This is a genomic window from Peribacillus sp. GL_122 (assembly GCF_057835005.1).
In genome coordinates, this window is sequence record NZ_CM174415.1 from 518,550 (window position 1) to 536,266 (window position 17,717).

The following is a 17,717-nucleotide window of genomic DNA, read 5'->3' on the forward strand; positions in this document are numbered from 1 at the left end:
CATATAGTCTTGAATACCTAAAAGCTAATAGTAGCACGTTCTATTTGTCAAGGTTTTCATTGTGAATATGTTAAAATATAGAAAAGATTTGACAAATTTGTGAAATGTCATAAAATAGAAAGAAAGGGGATGAAATTATGGAAGCTAATCAGAAGATGTTAGATGCAGTGAAATGGGTATCGGGCACAGGTTGTGTAATCGGAATTATTATTTTTGCTTTAAGTTTCTTTGTAAGCGATTACAATAAAGATTATATATTTACCGCCGTTGGAATCGCCATCACACTAAGCGCAGCTGCAATTTTTCTAGTTGGTATATTTTTTGTCCTGACAGAAGAAATGGTAATGAAAACACATAAAGGTGAAAGAATTGTACCGGAAACGACTAAAATCATAAAAATGAAGTCAAAGGCTAACACTCAAACAAAAAGAAGTACAGAATTCAGTAACTAAAACGAGGAATATAGCATAATGAACTTGCATTCTATCATCAGATTTACTAACATGGATGAACGCCTGTCTAAAGAATTTGAGTCAAAGTGATCCGAATGATTGAATGCGCTTTCATTTTGTGGAGGACTTGGATTAATTATTAGTTGGCTCCTTTTAAATTCAATACAATATACTGCACTCGTCATGTACCAAAAAAATATTTCAAGTAACCCTTTGTATTTGAAATACATACGATGTGCTTGGACATTCAAACAAAACTGCCTGAACGCCAGGAAGTTTTCACTTTGATTTTGAACTATATCCACGAGAAAAGGACACTTTTAAAAAGTCCTTTTTTTGTGGTTTTTTTATGCACTTTTCCTTGAAGATACAAAAGGGATGTCGTTGATTTTTGAGTAGTGAGTTTCCAAAAGCCGGAGTTTATTGAACCACCAAATGTACTTTTTTGTAAAATGGTTTCTGTCCTGTCCTACTGATATTGATTGATAAACAACTTGACTAGTTTTAACTAGTTTGACTGACCCCTGAATTACTTCACCCAAGACTACTGCTATACGGCTGTTTAGGAATACTGACAGGGCAATAAGTATTGAGAGGAGAATAAAGCCAATTACATTTCACACTCGTTATTTCCTTATATATATATAATATTGACCAGTGTAGGATCATAAGGGTATGGAAGCATGGAAACAACATCGTGTACAATGCGGCTACCATTTACCAACTTCCATGGCCGAGTTAAAAAAATCCGCTATAAATCATGTTTTCCAACGATAGAAACCTAATTAGCAGGATAGGTAATTTAATTCATAATCTTTATAAGTCTTGAGGCAATAAACGCGGTGAATATAATGTGAAAAAATTATTTCATTATATTAGAGTAATATTAAACGGAAAGTGACCGATACTGTCAGCAATCCTGTACTGATAAGTGAATTTTCCATAGGTAATTTATTAAACAATTATTATATTTCATTTGCTGAAGATTTTCGAACATTTCTGTTCATTTACCATCTTCTTACTGCTCTTTATTGAACTTTATGTGACAGATGTCACTTTATATTGTCTTTTTTTACACTTGGGATTAATATTGGTATGTCGGGTTTGTGAACATGGTAACACTTTGTCCGAATAATTACCAATTGGAATTTTATTATGTAAGAAAGGGGTAGTACTATGAAAATAAAATGGGCTCTATTAACTATACTTTTTACAATTGCCACTGTGCTAACCGGTTGCGATAACCCATTAATGGTCTTGGACCCTAAAGGGCCAGTAGCTGCAACACAAGCAGATGTTATTATGATTTCGATATGGACAATGTCCTTTGTCGTCCTTGTCGTTATGGTACTGTATATCTTCATGATAATGAAATATCGTGCTTCCAAACAACGTGATGATTATGAACCGCCTCATATAGAAGGAAGTAAGGTTCTTGAAATAATTTGGGTTGCGATTCCAATTTTAATCGTCGCTTTCCTATCCGTTGTTACTGTTAAAACAACAAATGAAGTTGAGGCAACACCTAAAGGGTACGGAGATCAAGAACCTTTAGTTATTTACGCTTCATCTTCCAACTGGAAATGGCATTTTAGTTATCCGGAAGAGGATATCGAAACGGTCAACTATCTGTTTATACCTACTAACCGACCAATTGAATTTAAACTTTACTCATTCGGTCCAATCTCAAGTTTCTGGATTCCGCAACTTGGAGGACAAAAATACGCGATGTCGGACATGGTTAATACGTTGCACTTAGCAGCTGATGTACCAGGTGAGTATATGGGTCGAAATTCAAACTTCAGTGGTTCAGGTTTTGCTCAGCAAACGTTCAACGTTAATGCACTGTCTGCAAAAGAATACGATAAGTGGGTAGATGAAATTAAAGCTACTGCTAAACCGATTACTGAGGAAAAATTCAATGAATTATTAAAACCTGGTCATGTGGGACAATCCACTTACACTGGAACTCACTTAGAGTTTTCACCAGCTCCTGAAGGGGAAAATGCTGGTCATGATCACGGATCTTCTGATACTGAAGAAAATGATTCCAAGGATTCACACGAGGAACATTCAGAACACAGCAACATGAGTCATGATCACTAAGAATTAATTTCGTTCGATAAAACAACTAGGTTTACAAGATAAGGAATATTTTCCTGAAAGGAGTCACAAAAGTATGGATTACTTTGATCGATTTGCCGTACCTCATCCAAGTCCCGCGATTTATGCATCCATGATTGCCATTGGCTTAACCATGATTGCGGTTGTTGCCGGAATTACCTATTTTAAAAAATGGGGTTACTTATGGCGTGAGTGGTTAACAACGGTTGACCATAAACGTATTGGTATCATGTACATCTTGGCAGCACTGCTTATGCTTTTCCGTGGTGGCGTTGATGCTCTTATGATGCGTGCTCAAACGGCTATTCCAGATAACGGTCTTTTGGATGGACAGCATTATAATGAGGTATTTACAACACACGGGGTCGTCATGATCCTGTTTATGGCTATGCCATTTATCATTGGGTTAATGAACATTGTTACACCATTACAAGTTGGAGCGCGTGACGTAGCATTCCCACGTCTGAACGCGGTAAGCTTCTGGTTATTCTTCATGGGGGCAATGCTATTTAACATCTCTTTCGTAGTTGGTGGTTCTCCTGATGCAGGCTGGACATCTTACTTCCCGCTGGCAAGTAATGATTTCAGTGAATCAGTCGGTTCGAACTATTACGCGATTTCACTTCAAATAGCAGGTATCGGTACATTAATGACTGGTATCAACTTTATCGTAACCATCTTGAAAATGAGAGCACCTGGTATGAACTTAATGAAAATGCCAATGTTCACATGGTCTATCTTGATCACTAACTTCATTATCGTTTTCGCTTTCCCTGTATTGACAGTGGCACTTGCGTTGATGACAATGGATCGTCTATTCGGAACTCAATTCTTTACGATGGCCAATGGCGGTAGCGATATGCTTTGGGCGAACTTGTTCTGGGTTTGGGGACATCCTGAAGTTTATATAGTAATTCTTCCGGCTTTCGGTATTTACAGTGAAATCATTTCGACATTTGCACGTCGTAACCTGTACGGGTATAATTCAATGGTTATCTCCATGGTAGCTATTTCTACACTATCTTTCATTGTATGGGCTCACCATTTCTATACAATGGGTCACGGTGCAATGGTTAATGGTATCTTCTCGATTACCACGATGGCAATTGCCGTCCCGACTGGTGTTAAGATTTTCAACTGGTTGTTCACACTTTGGAAAGGTAAAATCGTATTTACCGTTCCAATGCTATACTCTTTAGCTTTCATTCCGATTTTCACGCTCGGTGGGGTAACAGGGGTTATGCTTGCCATGGCAAGTGCTGACTACCAATACCATAATACAATGTTCTTAGTAGCTCACTTCCATTACGTTTTAATCCCTGGTACTGTATTTGCCGTACTTGCCGGTTTTACGTACTGGTGGCCAAAAATGTTCGGTTTCATGTTGAGCGAAAAAATTGGAAAATGGTCGTTCTGGTTCATTATAGTCGGCTTTAATGTAACATTCTTCCCGATGTTCATCACTGGTTTAGATGGGCAGGCACGTCGTATGTATACGTACTCTGAAGCAACAGGATATGGTCCATTGAATATGCTCTCTTTCGTTGGAGCGATTGGTTTAGCAATAGGTTTTGCACTTATTGTGTACAATATCTATTGGAGTACTCGTTATGCATCAAGAAATATCTCAAACGATCCATGGGATGCACGTTCTCTAGAGTGGGCTACACATACACCAATCCCTGAATATAACTTTGCAATTGTGCCAACAGTTGATTCTACAGAAGCATTCTGGGATTCAAAGAAAAAAGGCTTTAAATTATTTGGCGGTAAAGTAGAAAAGATTCATATGCCAAATAACAGTGGCGTGCCGTTTATCATGAGCTGTATCTTCTTCGTTTGGGGCTTTGCATTGGTATTCAGCATGTGGATCATTGCAATCATTGCAACGATCGGTATCTTTGCTTGTATGATTCACCGTTCATTCGAAAAAGATCACGGACGTTATATCTCTGTTGAAGAGATCGAAGAAACTGAAAATAAATTGCGAGGTGCTAAGTAATGAAAATAGATAACTCGCTGCCACTAGAATATAGCACGGAAGAAAATCGCTTAAAGATTTTTGGATTCTGGATTTTCCTAGGAGCAGAAATAGCTCTTTTCGCTACACTGTTCGCCACTTATTTTGTCTTAGTTGGTGGTACTGGAAATGGTCCAACAGGGGAACATCTTTTTAAAGTCCCAACACTAATGTTTCAAACAATCTTTCTTTTAACTAGTAGTTTTACCATAGGTCTTGGAATCAATGCAATGAGACTTGGCAGGCAGAAAGCAACGATTGGTTTCTTCATTATCACCCTTATTCTTGGTTTAGGCTTCTTAGGAGTCGAAATTTATGAATTCGTGGAGTATGTACATGAAGGAGCAACGATTCAAACAAGTGCTTTCTTATCTAGTTTGTTCACATTACTAGGTACGCATGGAGCTCACGTTACACTTGGTTTATTCTGGGGAACATTCATCGTCATGCAGATTAAAAAGCGCGGTATGACTCCACAGACAACAAACAAGGCTTTCATCTTTTCACTTTACTGGCATTTCTTGGACGTTGTCTGGATTTTCATCTTCAGTTTCGTCTACCTGAAAGGAATGATGTAATATGAAAGAACTATTCCCACGGGGCCAAGTTATGGGATTTGCTTTTTCGCTAGTTCTGACTTTGGTCGCACTATCAGTTATTGTGTTTGATCTCTCACTTAAAATGGCTGTGATCATCCTACTTGTTACAGCTTTCATGCAAGCTGCACTTCAATTTGTTATGTTCATGCATGCAGGAGAGTCTGAAGATAAAGCATCGATTTACACAAACGTTTATTACGGATTGTTCGTTGCATTGGTTACAATTTTCGGTACATTGCTAACAATGGTTTGGGGATATCAATAATCCATTCCGGAAAAACTGGGCGTCTTGATGACGCCCAGTTTTTTGTATTTAATTAATAATATACCGCTCTATCCACTTCATACTTTGAAGATGTGGATGAACCCATTTTGTTTAGTATTACCATTTCGGAACATTATATTTATAAAAGAAAAATTTTCCCCTTTCGAAGCGCGGCCGTGCGTTCTAGTGTAAAGTTTTACAAAAGTAAAACGTTAATAGAACGTACACATTTTCTAAGAAAAACTGTCAGACCTTTTGATATAATAAGCGATATAAGTATTTATAAACGTAGCGGAGATGATGAACTTGACATTGCCGGTCTTGATTTTGACAATTATCTTAAGTTTGTTAAAAATATTGGTTTCCTGTCTTCCGACCGATGCAGTTAATTGGATTATCAGCAAATTTAAAATACACTCAGAAATTAGTGACGAGAATGCGATCGTAACCTTAGACGGAAAACGTTTGGAAGGTGAAGAAAAAATTCAAGTTATTAATTATTTTAATAACGCTAGATTTTTGAAAAAAAAACATATATTCCCAGGGAACGAGCAATTGTTTTTACATCCAGAGAACAGTGGGACTCCATTGGTCATAGATACTAAAAGAAGCAAAAAGGATGTTAGGTTATTTGTGTACATTTACAATGACCACGTGGATGTAGTTAAACAGTACAAGAAGAAAGTCATTTCTTATAGCCTGCTTTCAGATAGCCTCCAAGAGCGTTCCATGCCATTAATAAGAAATTTAGTTTAAAAGAACATTAAAAAGACGGTCCTTAAAAAGACCATCTTTTTTTATAAGTCTTTTATAATGTAATCCTTAGGTACAACTCTAAATTACTTGTTATTCAGATTAAGAGGTTAACGCACACACTGACGTCTCAATTTTAGTTTATTTTGGAAAAAGCAATTAAAAGTGAGGGAGTTGCTGTAAGAGGTTCTTTAATCGCGCATATGAAATGGTATTAAAAAAGCAGGTATCTATTGCGATGCCTGCCTTTTTATGCTTTCCATTGTTTTTCAACTTGATGAAGCGCTTGTTGTAAAATTACTTCATGATCTGTATCCGGTTTAGTAAGTACGTTAGTTTGATAAGATTTCCCTTGAAAATCAACTGTTACTGTAACTTTTACCATTATGCATCTTTCCTTTCCTAATTCAGAATTAAATGAGGTGGTTGTACCTATTTCTTTAATACCCGTGGCAGAGGATTTTTCAAACATTTCAAAAGCGGTAAAACCTAACGAATTAATATTCAAAATTATCTGATATTTTTTAGGAAGTGTCAACACTTTTTTTTGACCACTCTATTCCCCGGCAAAATAAAAAACGACCTGGCTTGTACTCATGACAGCCAGGTCGTTTTTGTAAATGAACTAAATTCATATTTTAGTCAAGATAATGCCGATTAATGCTGCAAGTACGCCGGCAATTTGATAGTTTTTTAGTTTTTCCTTGAATAAATAACATCCTGCGAATACGACAACTAAACAGTTCAGGCTGACGACAGGGAAGATGATGCTTGCGATGCCGGTGTTCAACGCAAAGAAATAACATCCATAGCCTATAGTGCTTAAAAGGCCTACTAAGGAACCGATTTTGACTTCCTGTAGCTTGATTTTTTCCTTTTTAAAGGCCAGAGCCGAAAGAAGATAAAGAGTTCCGCCTCCATACATTGATACCAGGATATCAAGGGAATTTAAATGAAGACGTGTTGATGTCGTCATAAGAATGCCGAGCACACCAAAAGATAAAATGGATAATAATGTGTGCATCATCCAAGGGACATATTGATGGTTACCTTTAGCATTAGGTGTATACTGAATGACTAATGTAGCAAGAAACATGCAGACGATTCCAGTCCACTGCAAAGTAGAAATATGTTCGTGAAAAATTAAAGCTGCACAGAGAATGGGGAATATTGCATTCGCTGCGATTAATGGGGATGTCAAGCTTGCCGGCCCTTTTTCAAAGGCGCTTGCCATCTGGATATTACCATTAGCGTTCAGTACCCCAATGGCTCCACCAAGCATGATGGACAGCCAGTTAAACTGTAAACCATCCACAAACACTCCATAAAATATGGCCAAAATAAAAGCTGAAAAATAAAAGAAAAATTGGATATGTACTTTTGAGTAACCCTTTCCGCTACTCCATTTAAAAATGCTGTTATTGATTCCGAAACATAAACTAGTGATGAGGGCTGCAAAAATCCACATTGACGTAATCTCTTCCTTCATGTAGGATAAACTTCTTCTACATTTTAAGCTGAATGCATGCAGGAATCAAACCAAATTTAAAAAGTATGATTGACAGATTAGATATTTTTTTCTATATTTACTATGACAATTTTAAAATATTTCCCGGTAAACGGGAGAGGTTCATAGCATCACCCTCTTAAAAAAACTATGGCTTTGATATTTTTCGCGAATCAACCATATCTTTGAGGAGATATGGTTTTTGTTATATAGAGGCCCATTTTATGAATCTCCCTGAAACGTGGGATTAGGAGGACTTTTAATGTCTGGAAGAAAAGAAGAAGAATTAAAAAAAGATATCACACTGCTTGGGAATCAAGGAACAAAATATACATTCGACTATGCGCCTGAAATCCTTGAGTCATTCGATAACAAGCATCCGAACCGGGATTATTTCGTCAAATTCAATTGCCCGGAATTCACTAGCTTATGTCCGATAACGGGCCAGCCGGACTTTGCGACCATCTACATCAGCTATATTCCAAGTGTGAAAATGGTGGAAAGCAAGTCTTTGAAACTTTATTTATTCAGCTTCCGCAATCACGGTGATTTCCATGAAGACTGCATGAACATCATCATGAATGATTTAATCGAATTGATGGATCCTAAATATATTGAAGTCTGGGGCAAGTTTACACCTAGGGGCGGAATTTCCATCGACCCTTACACGAATTATGGGAAACCAGGTACGAAGTATGAGGAAATGGCGGATTACCGCTTGATGAACCATGACCTATACCCGGAAACCGTGGATAATCGCTAAAGAATAGGAGAGACAATGGGCAAATGCCCGTTGTCTTTTTTAGTTTTTTAGCCATTCTCGATCAATGGTCTTGTCTCTTTGTCCGTTTTAAAAATACAAATGTCCTCCTATAACGGAATTTCCACTTGATTGTTTCGAGAAAAAGCGTAATAATAGGGAGAGCTAATTATGACAGAATATTTACGAAAATAGGGGATGTCGAGATGAAAGTTGCGAAGTTTGGTGGAAGTTCACTTGCGTCAGGTGAACAGTTGAGAAAGGTGTTCGAAATTGTTGTTTCTGATCCAGAGAGGAAAATTGTAGTCGTTTCAGCTCCAGGGAAACGCAATTCCGATGATATAAAGGTGACGGATTTATTGATTGAAGCTGCGGAACAGCAGCTGCGCGGGGATAACGGAGAGCATTTGATAGAAGATGTCGTATCCCGCTATGCGAGCATTGCTGAAGAACTGGATATATCCGAGAGTGTCATCACTGGGATCCATGAAAATTTAATGGCACTGTTGCATGCAGACCAGACTAACCCGAAGCGCTATTTGGCTGCCTTGAAGGCCAGTGGCGAGGATAATAATGCGAAGCTGGTCGCGGGTTATTTCCAAAGCCGCGGGGTAGAGGCGCAGTATATAAATCCGAAGAAGGCTGGCTTGATCGTAACGGATGAAGGTGGATTTACCAAGGTGCTGCCAGAGTCTTATGATCGGTTATATGCTCTGCGTGATGAGCCTGGAATCGTAGTATTCCCAGGGTTCTTCGGTTATACGTTAGATGGTGATGTTTTAACCTTCTCAAGAAGCGGTTCCGATATTACGGGTTCGATTCTTGCGAATGGGGTCAAAGCTGATTTGTATGAGAACTTTACGGACGTGGATGCCGTTTATGCGGTGAATCCAAATGTGGTTTCCAATCCCAAGGGAATCCGGGAATTAACTTATCGTGAAATGCGTGAGCTTTCTTATGCAGGTTTCTCGGTATTTCATGATGAGGCGCTGATTCCAGCATTCCGTGCGGGAATACCTGTCCATATCCAGAATACGAACAATCCGGCGGCACAAGGGACCCGCATTGTGAGTACACGGGATAATACGAACGGGCCGGTCATTGGTATTGCAAGTGATAAAGGATTTTGCAGCATTTACATTAGCAAATATTTGATGAACAGGGAAGTTGGTTTTGGCCGGAAACTGCTGCACATCCTCGAAGATTATGGAGTTTCATATGAGCATATTCCATCAGGCATCGATGATGTTACGCTTATTCTAAGGCAGGACCAGATGAAGGGTGAAGCCGAGAAGAAAATCATTTCACGGATCAAGAAAGAGCTTCATGCTGATGAAGTGAATGTGGAGCATGATCTTGCCTTGATCATGGTTGTAGGGGAAGGAATGCGCCATAATGTCGGTACAACGGCAAGAGCGTCAAGAGCCTTGGCCGAAGCAAAGGTGAATATTGAGATGATTAACCAGGGCTCTTCGGAGGTAAGCATGATGTTCGGTGTGAAAGGGCATAACGAAGAGACGGCAATTCAGGCATTATATCACGAGTTCTTTTGAGAATAATAGTTCAGTGACCTCCTTTTAGAAGGGGGTTTTTTGTTAGTAATCTTTTAGTCACTATACATACGGCTGGACTTTTCATCTGGTTCTTTATGAAAGTGGCAATGACCGTGTGGGGATAATCATTCCAAGCTAACAGACGCGCTGTAGAGGGTCAGCGCGTCTGTTTTAATTCAATATTACCCATTTGTCAAGTGGCTAAAGCAATTGGAGGAGAACGGAGTTGACGCTCTTGAAACGGATAAAAAGGGGCGTCCAACCTTTGAATACATATCTTTCACCAAATCATAAATGAAAGAGGTGTTAATGGCAGCATCAAGTATACGAGCCAAATGATTCACTGGCACCAATTGATTTAAAGTAATCACTTCGAGTTGATCTTGCTGAATAGAATCATGTTTAGAAAGCATCCTTATCACCTCAAGTTTAATACTTCTATATAATACAAAAAAGACTGTAGGAATAAGATCTATATGTTTAAAACAAAGTTGATTGAAGTGTAAGGTGCGAGACTCCTGCGGGAAAAGCTTGTCTAGGGGAGACATCGCATGCGTAAGCCGAGGAGGCTCCCGGACCGCCCGCGGAAAGCGAGTGCCCTACGTTACAATCCACGTTCAAATTGTAAAGGCCATAAAAAAACTGTAGACAAACTCGATTTTTATCGAGTTTGTCTACAGTCTGAGCCTTCTAATAGAAGATTGGAGGCTTTCCTTTTATGTTAGTCCATAATTGTCAGGAGTTGATCGATCTCTTTCCTTGGACGTGGAGTGGGAATCATATCGGGATAGCCGACGTGAAGGCTGCCGACGATCTTCTCGCCGGGTTTCACGCCTAAAGCTTCACGAAACTCCATGCTGTGTATTATGCCGTATGTTTCCCATATCATCCCAATTCCTTGTTCCCAGGCAAGCAGGCTGAAATTCTGGATCAATGCACTTGTGGCCGCATAATCTTCTTCACGTGTCATGGGATTCGGATTCTCTTCCATGATCACCGCGACAAACATCGGTACACCTATAAGTTTATTATATCCTCGCTGACCGGCCGCTTTTTTCTTTTCAGGGTCCTTCTCTTTGCCTGCCATGAATGCACTGGTTGCTTCCGCGAGTTTTAAACGGCTATCACCATGCACCACGACGAAGCGCCATGGTTGGGTCATTTTATGGTTCGGTGCCCATGTTGCAGTTTCCAATAATGATTGGATGGTATCAATAGGAACAGGAATGTCCTTAAATCGTTTGATGCTGCGCCGTTCTTTAATGATATCTTCTAGTTTCATGATCATCCTGCTCCTTTAATCATATATGTAAGTTTAATAGTTTTAAAAAAATAATCCCCGGCTGCCTAATATGCTTCCAACGTGAATAAATTACTTGAATAAAGAGGGGGCAATATTCTAGTGACTTGCATTCGCTAATGAGCATATAATTTTACTAGGCACAGAGAAGCCGGGGCGACATTGTAGCTATGTACAATATCAAAAGGGTACGATAAGAGAATATCGTAATTGCTTATCAAATTTCAGAGATCGATAATGAAATTGAAAATCATTATCAATTAGAATTTTCGCTTATTTCCTGTAATTTGTCAAGGGTATTTATTAAAAAAATTTCAATATATTTACCAATCCTATATAATAGTTAAAATCTTTTAAAAAATCTGTATAAAAATGTATAATGAGAGGATGAAAAGATGGTATCTACATATGAAGAATTGAAGGGTGTCATAGATGAAAAATTTGTCCTCATTTCTTAAGCCCTACTGGCTTTTGATCATTCTTGCTTTATCCTTAATGATTGTCGAGCTAGGGGTAGAGCTGTTACAACCTCTATTTATAGCAAAAATAATTGATGATGGCATTTTGCAGAAAGATTTATCGGTAGTGATTAAATGGGGAAGTGTCATGGTTGGGCTTTCCGTTTTTTCATTCCTTGGCGGGATCGTTAATTCCTTTACGGCATCACATGTAAGTCAAAGCTTTGGACATGATGTAAGGAAAAGCCTTTTTGGTAAAATACAGGCGTTTTCTTTTGCGAATTTGAATAATATCCCTACTTCCTCGTTGATAACAAGGATGACGAATGATGTGACCCAACTTCAAAATACGGTTTTTATGGGCCTGCGTATCATGGCAAGGGCGCCATTGATTGTAATCGGCGGGGCGATAATGGCTATTACGGTCGATTTGAAACTATCCCTTGTTTTGGTCATTTCAATTCCGGTTCTTGTCTTCTTCCTTAGATGGGTGATGAAACGAGCGGCCAAGCTGTTTAAGCTCGTACAGAATAAACTCGATAATGTCAATGGCGTCATGAGGGAGAACCTGATAGGCATGCGCTTGATCAAAGCTTTTCTTCGTAAGGAGCATGAAATCGGCCGATTTGACGATGCGAATGAAGAGTTGAAAAGAAAGACTGTGACTTCCCTTCGTTTAATTGAAACGACGATGCCTGTGCTGATGCTTGTCATGAATGTGGCGATTCTGATCATTCTCTGGCTTGGAAGCGAATTTATAACAACGGGAGATATACAGGTAGGGGAGGTTGTGGCGATTGTCAACTATGCCACGAGGATTGCGGCATCCCTTTCCGTTTTTTCATGGTTGATCATGGTCATTTCCCGTGCGAAGGCTTCAGCGGTACGTGTGACGGAAATATTTGAAACCCCGATAGATATTGATGAAGGCAAGGCGGAAAGCAAGAGTGGGGCCTTCGATGGGGGAGGCATCAAGTTTCTGGATGTATCTTTCCGCTATCCTGGAACCGATACCCCGATATTGAAAAACTTGAGCTTCTCCATCGATCCGGGAGAATCGCTTGCCATCATAGGAGCGACAGGATCAGGGAAAACATCACTGTTTCAGCTGATTCCGAGATTATACGAAGTTGAAAGCGGCTCCATTCGAATTGATGACCAGGATGTGAAGGATATTCCCTTGAATTCGCTGCGGAAAAGGATCGGCTATGTACCGCAAGAGGCCCTGCTTTTTTCAGGAACAATAAAAAATAATGTCGCTTGGGGAAAAGAAGATGCCTCGATGGAGGAAATCGTGACAGCGGCCATGCATGCTCAGGTGCATGAGACCGTAATGAAACTTCCGAAACAATATGAGACAAAGTTAGGGCAAAAAGGTGTGAATCTTTCCGGAGGGCAAAAACAGCGCTTATCGATCGCAAGAGCATTGGTGCGTAGACCAAAGATTCTCCTTCTGGATGATAGTACTAGTGCGCTGGATTTGAAAACGGAAAGTAAATTGCTTGCCGCTTTAAAGGACTATACATGCACAACGCTCATCATTACACAAAAAATCAGTACAGCCATGGAGGCGGACAAAATATTGTTGCTGGAAAGTGGTCAAGTGCTTGCGCTGGGGAAACATCAGGATTTGATGCAAACAAGCGATCTTTATCGAAAAATCGTTCACTCACAGTTTGGGGAGGAGGGGATTTCTCTTGAGTCGAAGAATATCTCCCGATAAGACAATGACTAAACCGGTCAACTCCTGGAATACGATAAAGAGGATCATTCCCTACTTAGCAACGAATAAAAGCCTGCTATATTGTGTCCTTTTCATGGTACTGATAAGCTCGGTTTTGGGATTGCTTGGCCCTTTTCTTGTTGGGATGGCCATTGATGATTATATTGTCACAAGAGATAGCGGGGGGCTGATCAGCCTTCTTTTCGGACTTCTCGGGGTCTATATATTCTATTCCTTATCCATGTGGCTTCAGAATTATTGGATGATCGGAATCGCGCAGGATACGGTTTATGCAATGCGCAATCAATTGTTCAAAAAGCTTCACCAATTGTCCATTCCCTTTTTTGACCGGCGTCAGCATGGGGAATTGATGAGTAGGGTCACGAATGATATAGAAAATGTCAGTTCCACTTTGAATAGTTCAGTCATCCAGATTTTTTCCAGTGTGCTGACACTGGTCGGGACAATCGGAGTTATGCTGTATTTGAGCCCTTTATTAACTGTTTTAACATTATTAATCGTTCCTCTTATGTTCTTCGGGCTGAGGTGGATAACGAACCGGACGGGAAAGCTGTTTAAAGAACAGCAAAAGAATCTTGGAGAACTGAATGGGTTTATAGAAGAAACGATTTCCGGACAACGGATCGTAAAGGCTTTTTCACAGGAAGATAAAGTGATCCGAGATTTTGTCATCCGGAGTGAAAACTTAAAGAAAGCTGGCTTCCTATCACAATCATACTCTGGGCTGATTCCGAAATTGATGAATTTACTGAACAACTTAAGCTTCACGGTAATAGCCGCTGTAGGCGGGTTTTTGGCGCTGAGTGGCATAGGGACGGTTTCCATCGGGGTCATTGTCATTTTCACCGAGTATTCAAGGCAATTCACCCGTCCACTCAATGACCTGGCTAACCAATTCAATACACTTCTCTCAGCTGTTGCCGGTGCGGAGCGGGTTTTCACCATACTTGATGAAAAAGAAGAGGAAGTGGATGAGAAACAGGCCTCTGAACTTCGTGATGTCCGTGGTGATGTGGAATTTGAGGGTGTTTCCTTTTCGTATAATGATGAGGAGCAAACGATATATGATGTTGATTTCCGTGCGGAAAAAGGGGAGACCATCGCGCTTGTAGGTCCCACTGGGGCAGGTAAGACTACGATCATTAATCTTCTTGCCCGTTTTTACGAGCCGAACAGCGGCCGGATATTGATTGATGGCCAGGATATCCAACAGGTGACGAGGTCCAGTCTCCGTAAGCATATGGGCTTCGTTTTACAGGATTCTTTTTTGTTTCAAGGTACGATTCGTGAAAATATCCGCTACGGTCGACTGGATGCCGAAGATGAAGAAGTGGTGAATGCAGCCAAGCTTGCCAATGCCCATTCCTTTATCATGAAACTGCCGGATCGGTATGATACCATCTTGAATCAGGATGGCAGTGGAATAAGCCAGGGACAGCGCCAGCTATTATCGATTGCCAGGGCTATTTTAGCCGATCCCGTTCTTTTGATTTTGGATGAAGCGACAAGTAGCATAGATACGATTACAGAGCTTAAAATCCAGGAGGCTTTACACCGTTTGATGGAGGGAAGGACAAGTTTTGTCATTGCCCACAGATTGAATACAATTCAGCAAAGTGACCAAATCCTTGTACTTGATGAAGGAAGGATCATTGAAAAGGGATCCCATGAAGAATTGTTGCGGCAGAGAGGTTTTTATTACGAACTATTTCGCAGTTCATTAAGGGGAAACCAGATTGGATGAAGAAAGAATGTGTGCCGTCAGGGCGCACATTTTTTGTGTTGGTCCCATTATAACGACTTTAAACTTGGGGATTGCCTTCCATTCATTTAAAGATGCACCTTCAAAAATGTGGATTTTTCACCAAATGCGTTTTTTTTAAAGCGTGAAAATCACCAATTCCATCTTGGTGGGAACAGAGGGAAATATCGACAAAATAATGGAAAATACTTTACAAATTGACCAATTTGCTATTGCTAAAAAACCTTATGGTAACATATAATTCAGAATATATATAAAATTCTTTAAATTTAATGGGTTAGGGGAGGAATATAGCCCTGGCCCCTTATAAATGAGGTTTTTTATAGTTGCACACCAGTTCAATAGAGAGGAGATGGAAAAAAATGAAAGCGCTTAAGTCAGTCATTCTTTGGGGGATCATATCTGCGTTGGGTGCGGTGAGTTTTGGTTTCGTCGCGCTAAACCGGGGGGAAAGCATCAATGCCATGTGGATTGTCACTGCGGCACTCTGTGTTTATTCAATTGCATACCGCTTTTATAGTAAATTCATTGCACGGAAAGTGTTTGAGCTAGATGACAATCGCCAGACTCCATCGGAAGCGAATAATGATGGGAAAGATTATGTTCCTACAAACAAATGGGTGTTGTTTGGCCACCATTTTGCAGCGATTGCTGGAGCTGGCCCTCTTGTTGGTCCCATCCTTGCAGCGCAGATGGGATATTTGCCAGGGACACTATGGCTTGTAGTCGGGGTTGTATTGGCTGGTGCCGTACAGGATTTCATCATTCTCTTCGGTTCGATGCGCCGTAACGGCAAATCATTGGGAGAGATGATCAAGGAGGAAATTGGACCGATTACAGGCTTGATAGCGATGATCGGTATCCTGGGTATCATGATCATTTTATTAGCGGTACTTGCCCTGGTTGTCGTAAAGGCGCTCGTCGGAAGTCCATGGGGGATGTTCACGATTGCCTCGACCATACCGATCGCTGTGCTTATGGGCATTTACATGCGCTATATAAGGCCGGGACGGGTTGGCGAAGGATCGATTATCGGAATCATACTATTGATGCTCGCGTTATATTTCGGTCGCTTTGTATCAGAGAGCGCTACATTGGCGCCGATGTTCACATTCAGTGGGGAAACGATTGCCATCATGTTGATTGTATACGGATTCGTTGCCTCTGTTTTGCCTGTATGGATGTTATTGGCACCGCGTGATTACTTAAGTACATTCTTGAAAATCGGTACGATCATCGGACTTGCACTTGGTATCTTTATTGTCATGCCGAGCCTTGAAATGCCTGCTGTCACTCAATTCATTGATGGAACAGGACCCGTATTTTCCGGAAACTTATTCCCGTTCCTATTCATTACGATAGCTTGTGGGGCGGTATCAGGTTTCCATGCACTCGTTTCTTCAGGTACAACTCCTAAAATGATCGAACGCGAATCCCATTCACGTCCAATCGGATACGGGGCGATGTTGACTGAATCCTTTGTAGCCATCATGGCGATGATAGCAGCCTGTGTACTGACTCCTGGTATCTATTTTGCCATTAATAGCCCGGGTGCCGTTGTGGGAACGGAGCCTGCTCAAGTGGCCGCTACGATATCCGATTGGGGTTTCATTTTGACACCTGAGATGATTACAGGCCTTGCCGACGATGTTGGGGAAGAGACCATTATATCCCGTACTGGAGGAGCTCCAACCTTTGCTATCGGCATGGCCCATATCTTCTCGCAAGTGATTGGCGGAGCGTCCCTGATGGCGTTCTGGTATCATTTCGCGATCCTGTTCGAGGCATTGTTCATATTGACCACCATTGATGCTGGAACCAGGGTAGGGCGTTTTATGATACAGGATATCATCGGGACCTTTTACAAACCTTTTGCCGAAACGAATAAATGGCTGCCCAATATTATTGCGACTGCCATTTGTGTAATCGGTTGGGGGTACTTCCTTTATCAAGGGGTCATTGATCCTCTTGGCGGAATCAACACCCTTTGGCCATTGTTTGGAATTGCGAATCAAATGCTTTCCGCCATTGCGTTGCTGCTTGGGACTACGGTCCTTTTCAAAATGGGCAAAAAAGCGTACACATGGGTCACTCTTGTACCTACTACATTCTTGTTGATAGTGACCATGACGGCTGGGTGGCAAAAGCTGTTCCACGAAAACCCGGCTATTGGCTTTTTAGCACATAAAGATAAGTTTAAAGAGGCCTATGATAATGGGGAAATTCTTGCTCCGGCAGCTAACCTTGCCGAGATGAAACGGGTTATCGTCAATGATTATGTCGATGCTGCCCTATGTGCCATCTTCATGATCGTTGTGATCACGGTTCTGATTTCTGCAATTCGGTTATGGATAAAAGTCTTGAAGAACCAGAAAATAGATTTACATGAAACACCTTATGTATCAAGGTCGTCATAAGGG

The 17,717-nt window shown here is 40.6% G+C and carries 14 protein-coding genes, 1 pseudogene and 1 riboswitch; of the genes and pseudogenes, 11 read left to right on the forward strand and 4 right to left on the reverse strand.

Annotated features, from left to right (window positions below; all coding sequences use genetic code 11):
* Nucleotides 1-137 precede the first annotated feature (137 nt).
* The 6 genes from AC3ISB_RS02530 (at nt 138) to AC3ISB_RS02555 (ending at nt 6,216) form a co-directional block, all read left to right on the forward strand.
* A complete protein-coding gene (locus AC3ISB_RS02530; RefSeq protein ID WP_179891008.1) occupies nt 138-452 on the forward strand; it encodes a hypothetical protein in 315 nt (104 codons plus the stop codon).
* Between the two features lie 1,176 nt (nt 453-1,628).
* Nucleotides 1,629-2,558, forward strand: a complete 930-nt coding sequence (gene qoxA, locus AC3ISB_RS02535) for a cytochrome aa3 quinol oxidase subunit II (protein WP_489275470.1) — start codon at nt 1,629-1,631, stop codon at nt 2,556-2,558.
* 73 nt (nt 2,559-2,631) lie between these two features.
* On the forward strand, nt 2,632-4,578 hold the full coding sequence (gene qoxB, locus AC3ISB_RS02540; protein WP_480339812.1) for a cytochrome aa3 quinol oxidase subunit I: 1,947 nt from the start codon (nt 2,632-2,634) through the stop codon (nt 4,576-4,578).
* Entirely contained in the window at nt 4,578-5,174 is a 597-nt protein-coding gene (gene qoxC, locus AC3ISB_RS02545; protein ID WP_098370441.1) for a cytochrome aa3 quinol oxidase subunit III, read from the forward strand. The genes qoxB and qoxC overlap by 1 nt, the downstream gene beginning before the upstream one ends.
* Before the next feature lies 1 nt (nt 5,175).
* Nucleotides 5,176-5,460, forward strand: a complete 285-nt coding sequence (gene qoxD / locus AC3ISB_RS02550) for a cytochrome aa3 quinol oxidase subunit IV (RefSeq protein WP_076370787.1) — start codon at nt 5,176-5,178, stop codon at nt 5,458-5,460.
* A 300-nt stretch (nt 5,461-5,760) separates the two neighbouring features.
* A complete protein-coding gene (locus tag AC3ISB_RS02555) occupies nt 5,761-6,216 on the forward strand; it encodes a YfmQ family protein (protein ID WP_489276841.1) in 456 nt (151 codons plus the stop codon).
* A gap of 247 nt (nt 6,217-6,463) precedes the next feature.
* Here AC3ISB_RS02555 and AC3ISB_RS02560 read toward each other — a convergent pair whose 3' ends face one another.
* Both AC3ISB_RS02560 and AC3ISB_RS02565 read right to left on the reverse strand, forming a co-directional pair.
* Complete coding sequence (locus AC3ISB_RS02560) at nt 6,464-6,754, reverse strand: BA3454 family stress response protein (RefSeq protein WP_098370443.1); 291 nt, start codon at nt 6,752-6,754, stop codon at nt 6,464-6,466.
* 90 nt (nt 6,755-6,844) lie between these two features.
* Entirely contained in the window at nt 6,845-7,702 is an 858-nt protein-coding gene (locus AC3ISB_RS02565; RefSeq protein WP_260398002.1) for a DMT family transporter, read from the reverse strand.
* Between the two features lie 130 nt (nt 7,703-7,832).
* A riboswitch (PreQ1 riboswitch) is annotated at nt 7,833-7,878 on the forward strand.
* Nucleotides 7,879-7,982: 104 nt separating this feature from the next.
* Here AC3ISB_RS02565 and queF point away from each other — a divergent pair.
* The gene (gene queF, locus AC3ISB_RS02570; RefSeq protein WP_061461394.1) at nt 7,983-8,483 is read left to right on the forward strand and encodes a preQ(1) synthase; all 501 of its coding nucleotides are present in this window, start codon (nt 7,983-7,985) and stop codon (nt 8,481-8,483) included.
* 203 nt (nt 8,484-8,686) lie between these two features.
* Nucleotides 8,687-10,033 (forward strand): aspartate kinase, encoded by a 1,347-nt coding sequence (locus AC3ISB_RS02575; protein ID WP_144527874.1) that lies wholly within the window; start codon nt 8,687-8,689, stop codon nt 10,031-10,033.
* Between the two features lie 245 nt (nt 10,034-10,278).
* Here AC3ISB_RS02575 and AC3ISB_RS02580 read toward each other — a convergent pair.
* Nucleotides 10,279-10,446 (reverse strand): annotated as a pseudogene (locus AC3ISB_RS02580) (transposase); the annotation flags it as partial.
* Nucleotides 10,447-10,754: 308 nt separating this feature from the next.
* A complete protein-coding gene (locus AC3ISB_RS02585; protein ID WP_489275473.1) occupies nt 10,755-11,315 on the reverse strand; it encodes a nitroreductase family protein in 561 nt (186 codons plus the stop codon).
* Between the two features lie 450 nt (nt 11,316-11,765).
* On the opposite strand from AC3ISB_RS02585, the gene AC3ISB_RS02590 reads away from it, so the two are divergent.
* The 3 genes from AC3ISB_RS02590 (at nt 11,766) to AC3ISB_RS02600 (ending at nt 17,714) form a co-directional block, all read left to right on the forward strand.
* On the forward strand, nt 11,766-13,514 hold the full coding sequence (locus tag AC3ISB_RS02590) for an ABC transporter ATP-binding protein (RefSeq protein ID WP_489275475.1): 1,749 nt from the start codon (nt 11,766-11,768) through the stop codon (nt 13,512-13,514).
* A gap of 4 nt (nt 13,515-13,518) precedes the next feature.
* Nucleotides 13,519-15,279: an ABC transporter ATP-binding protein gene (locus AC3ISB_RS02595; RefSeq protein ID WP_339202304.1), complete on the forward strand. Its 1,761-nt coding sequence runs from the start codon at nt 13,519-13,521 to the stop codon at nt 15,277-15,279.
* A 380-nt stretch (nt 15,280-15,659) separates the two neighbouring features.
* Nucleotides 15,660-17,714, forward strand: coding sequence for a carbon starvation CstA family protein (locus tag AC3ISB_RS02600; RefSeq protein WP_098370449.1), 2,055 nt, complete (start codon nt 15,660-15,662; stop codon nt 17,712-17,714).
* Nucleotides 17,715-17,717 lie beyond the last annotated feature (3 nt).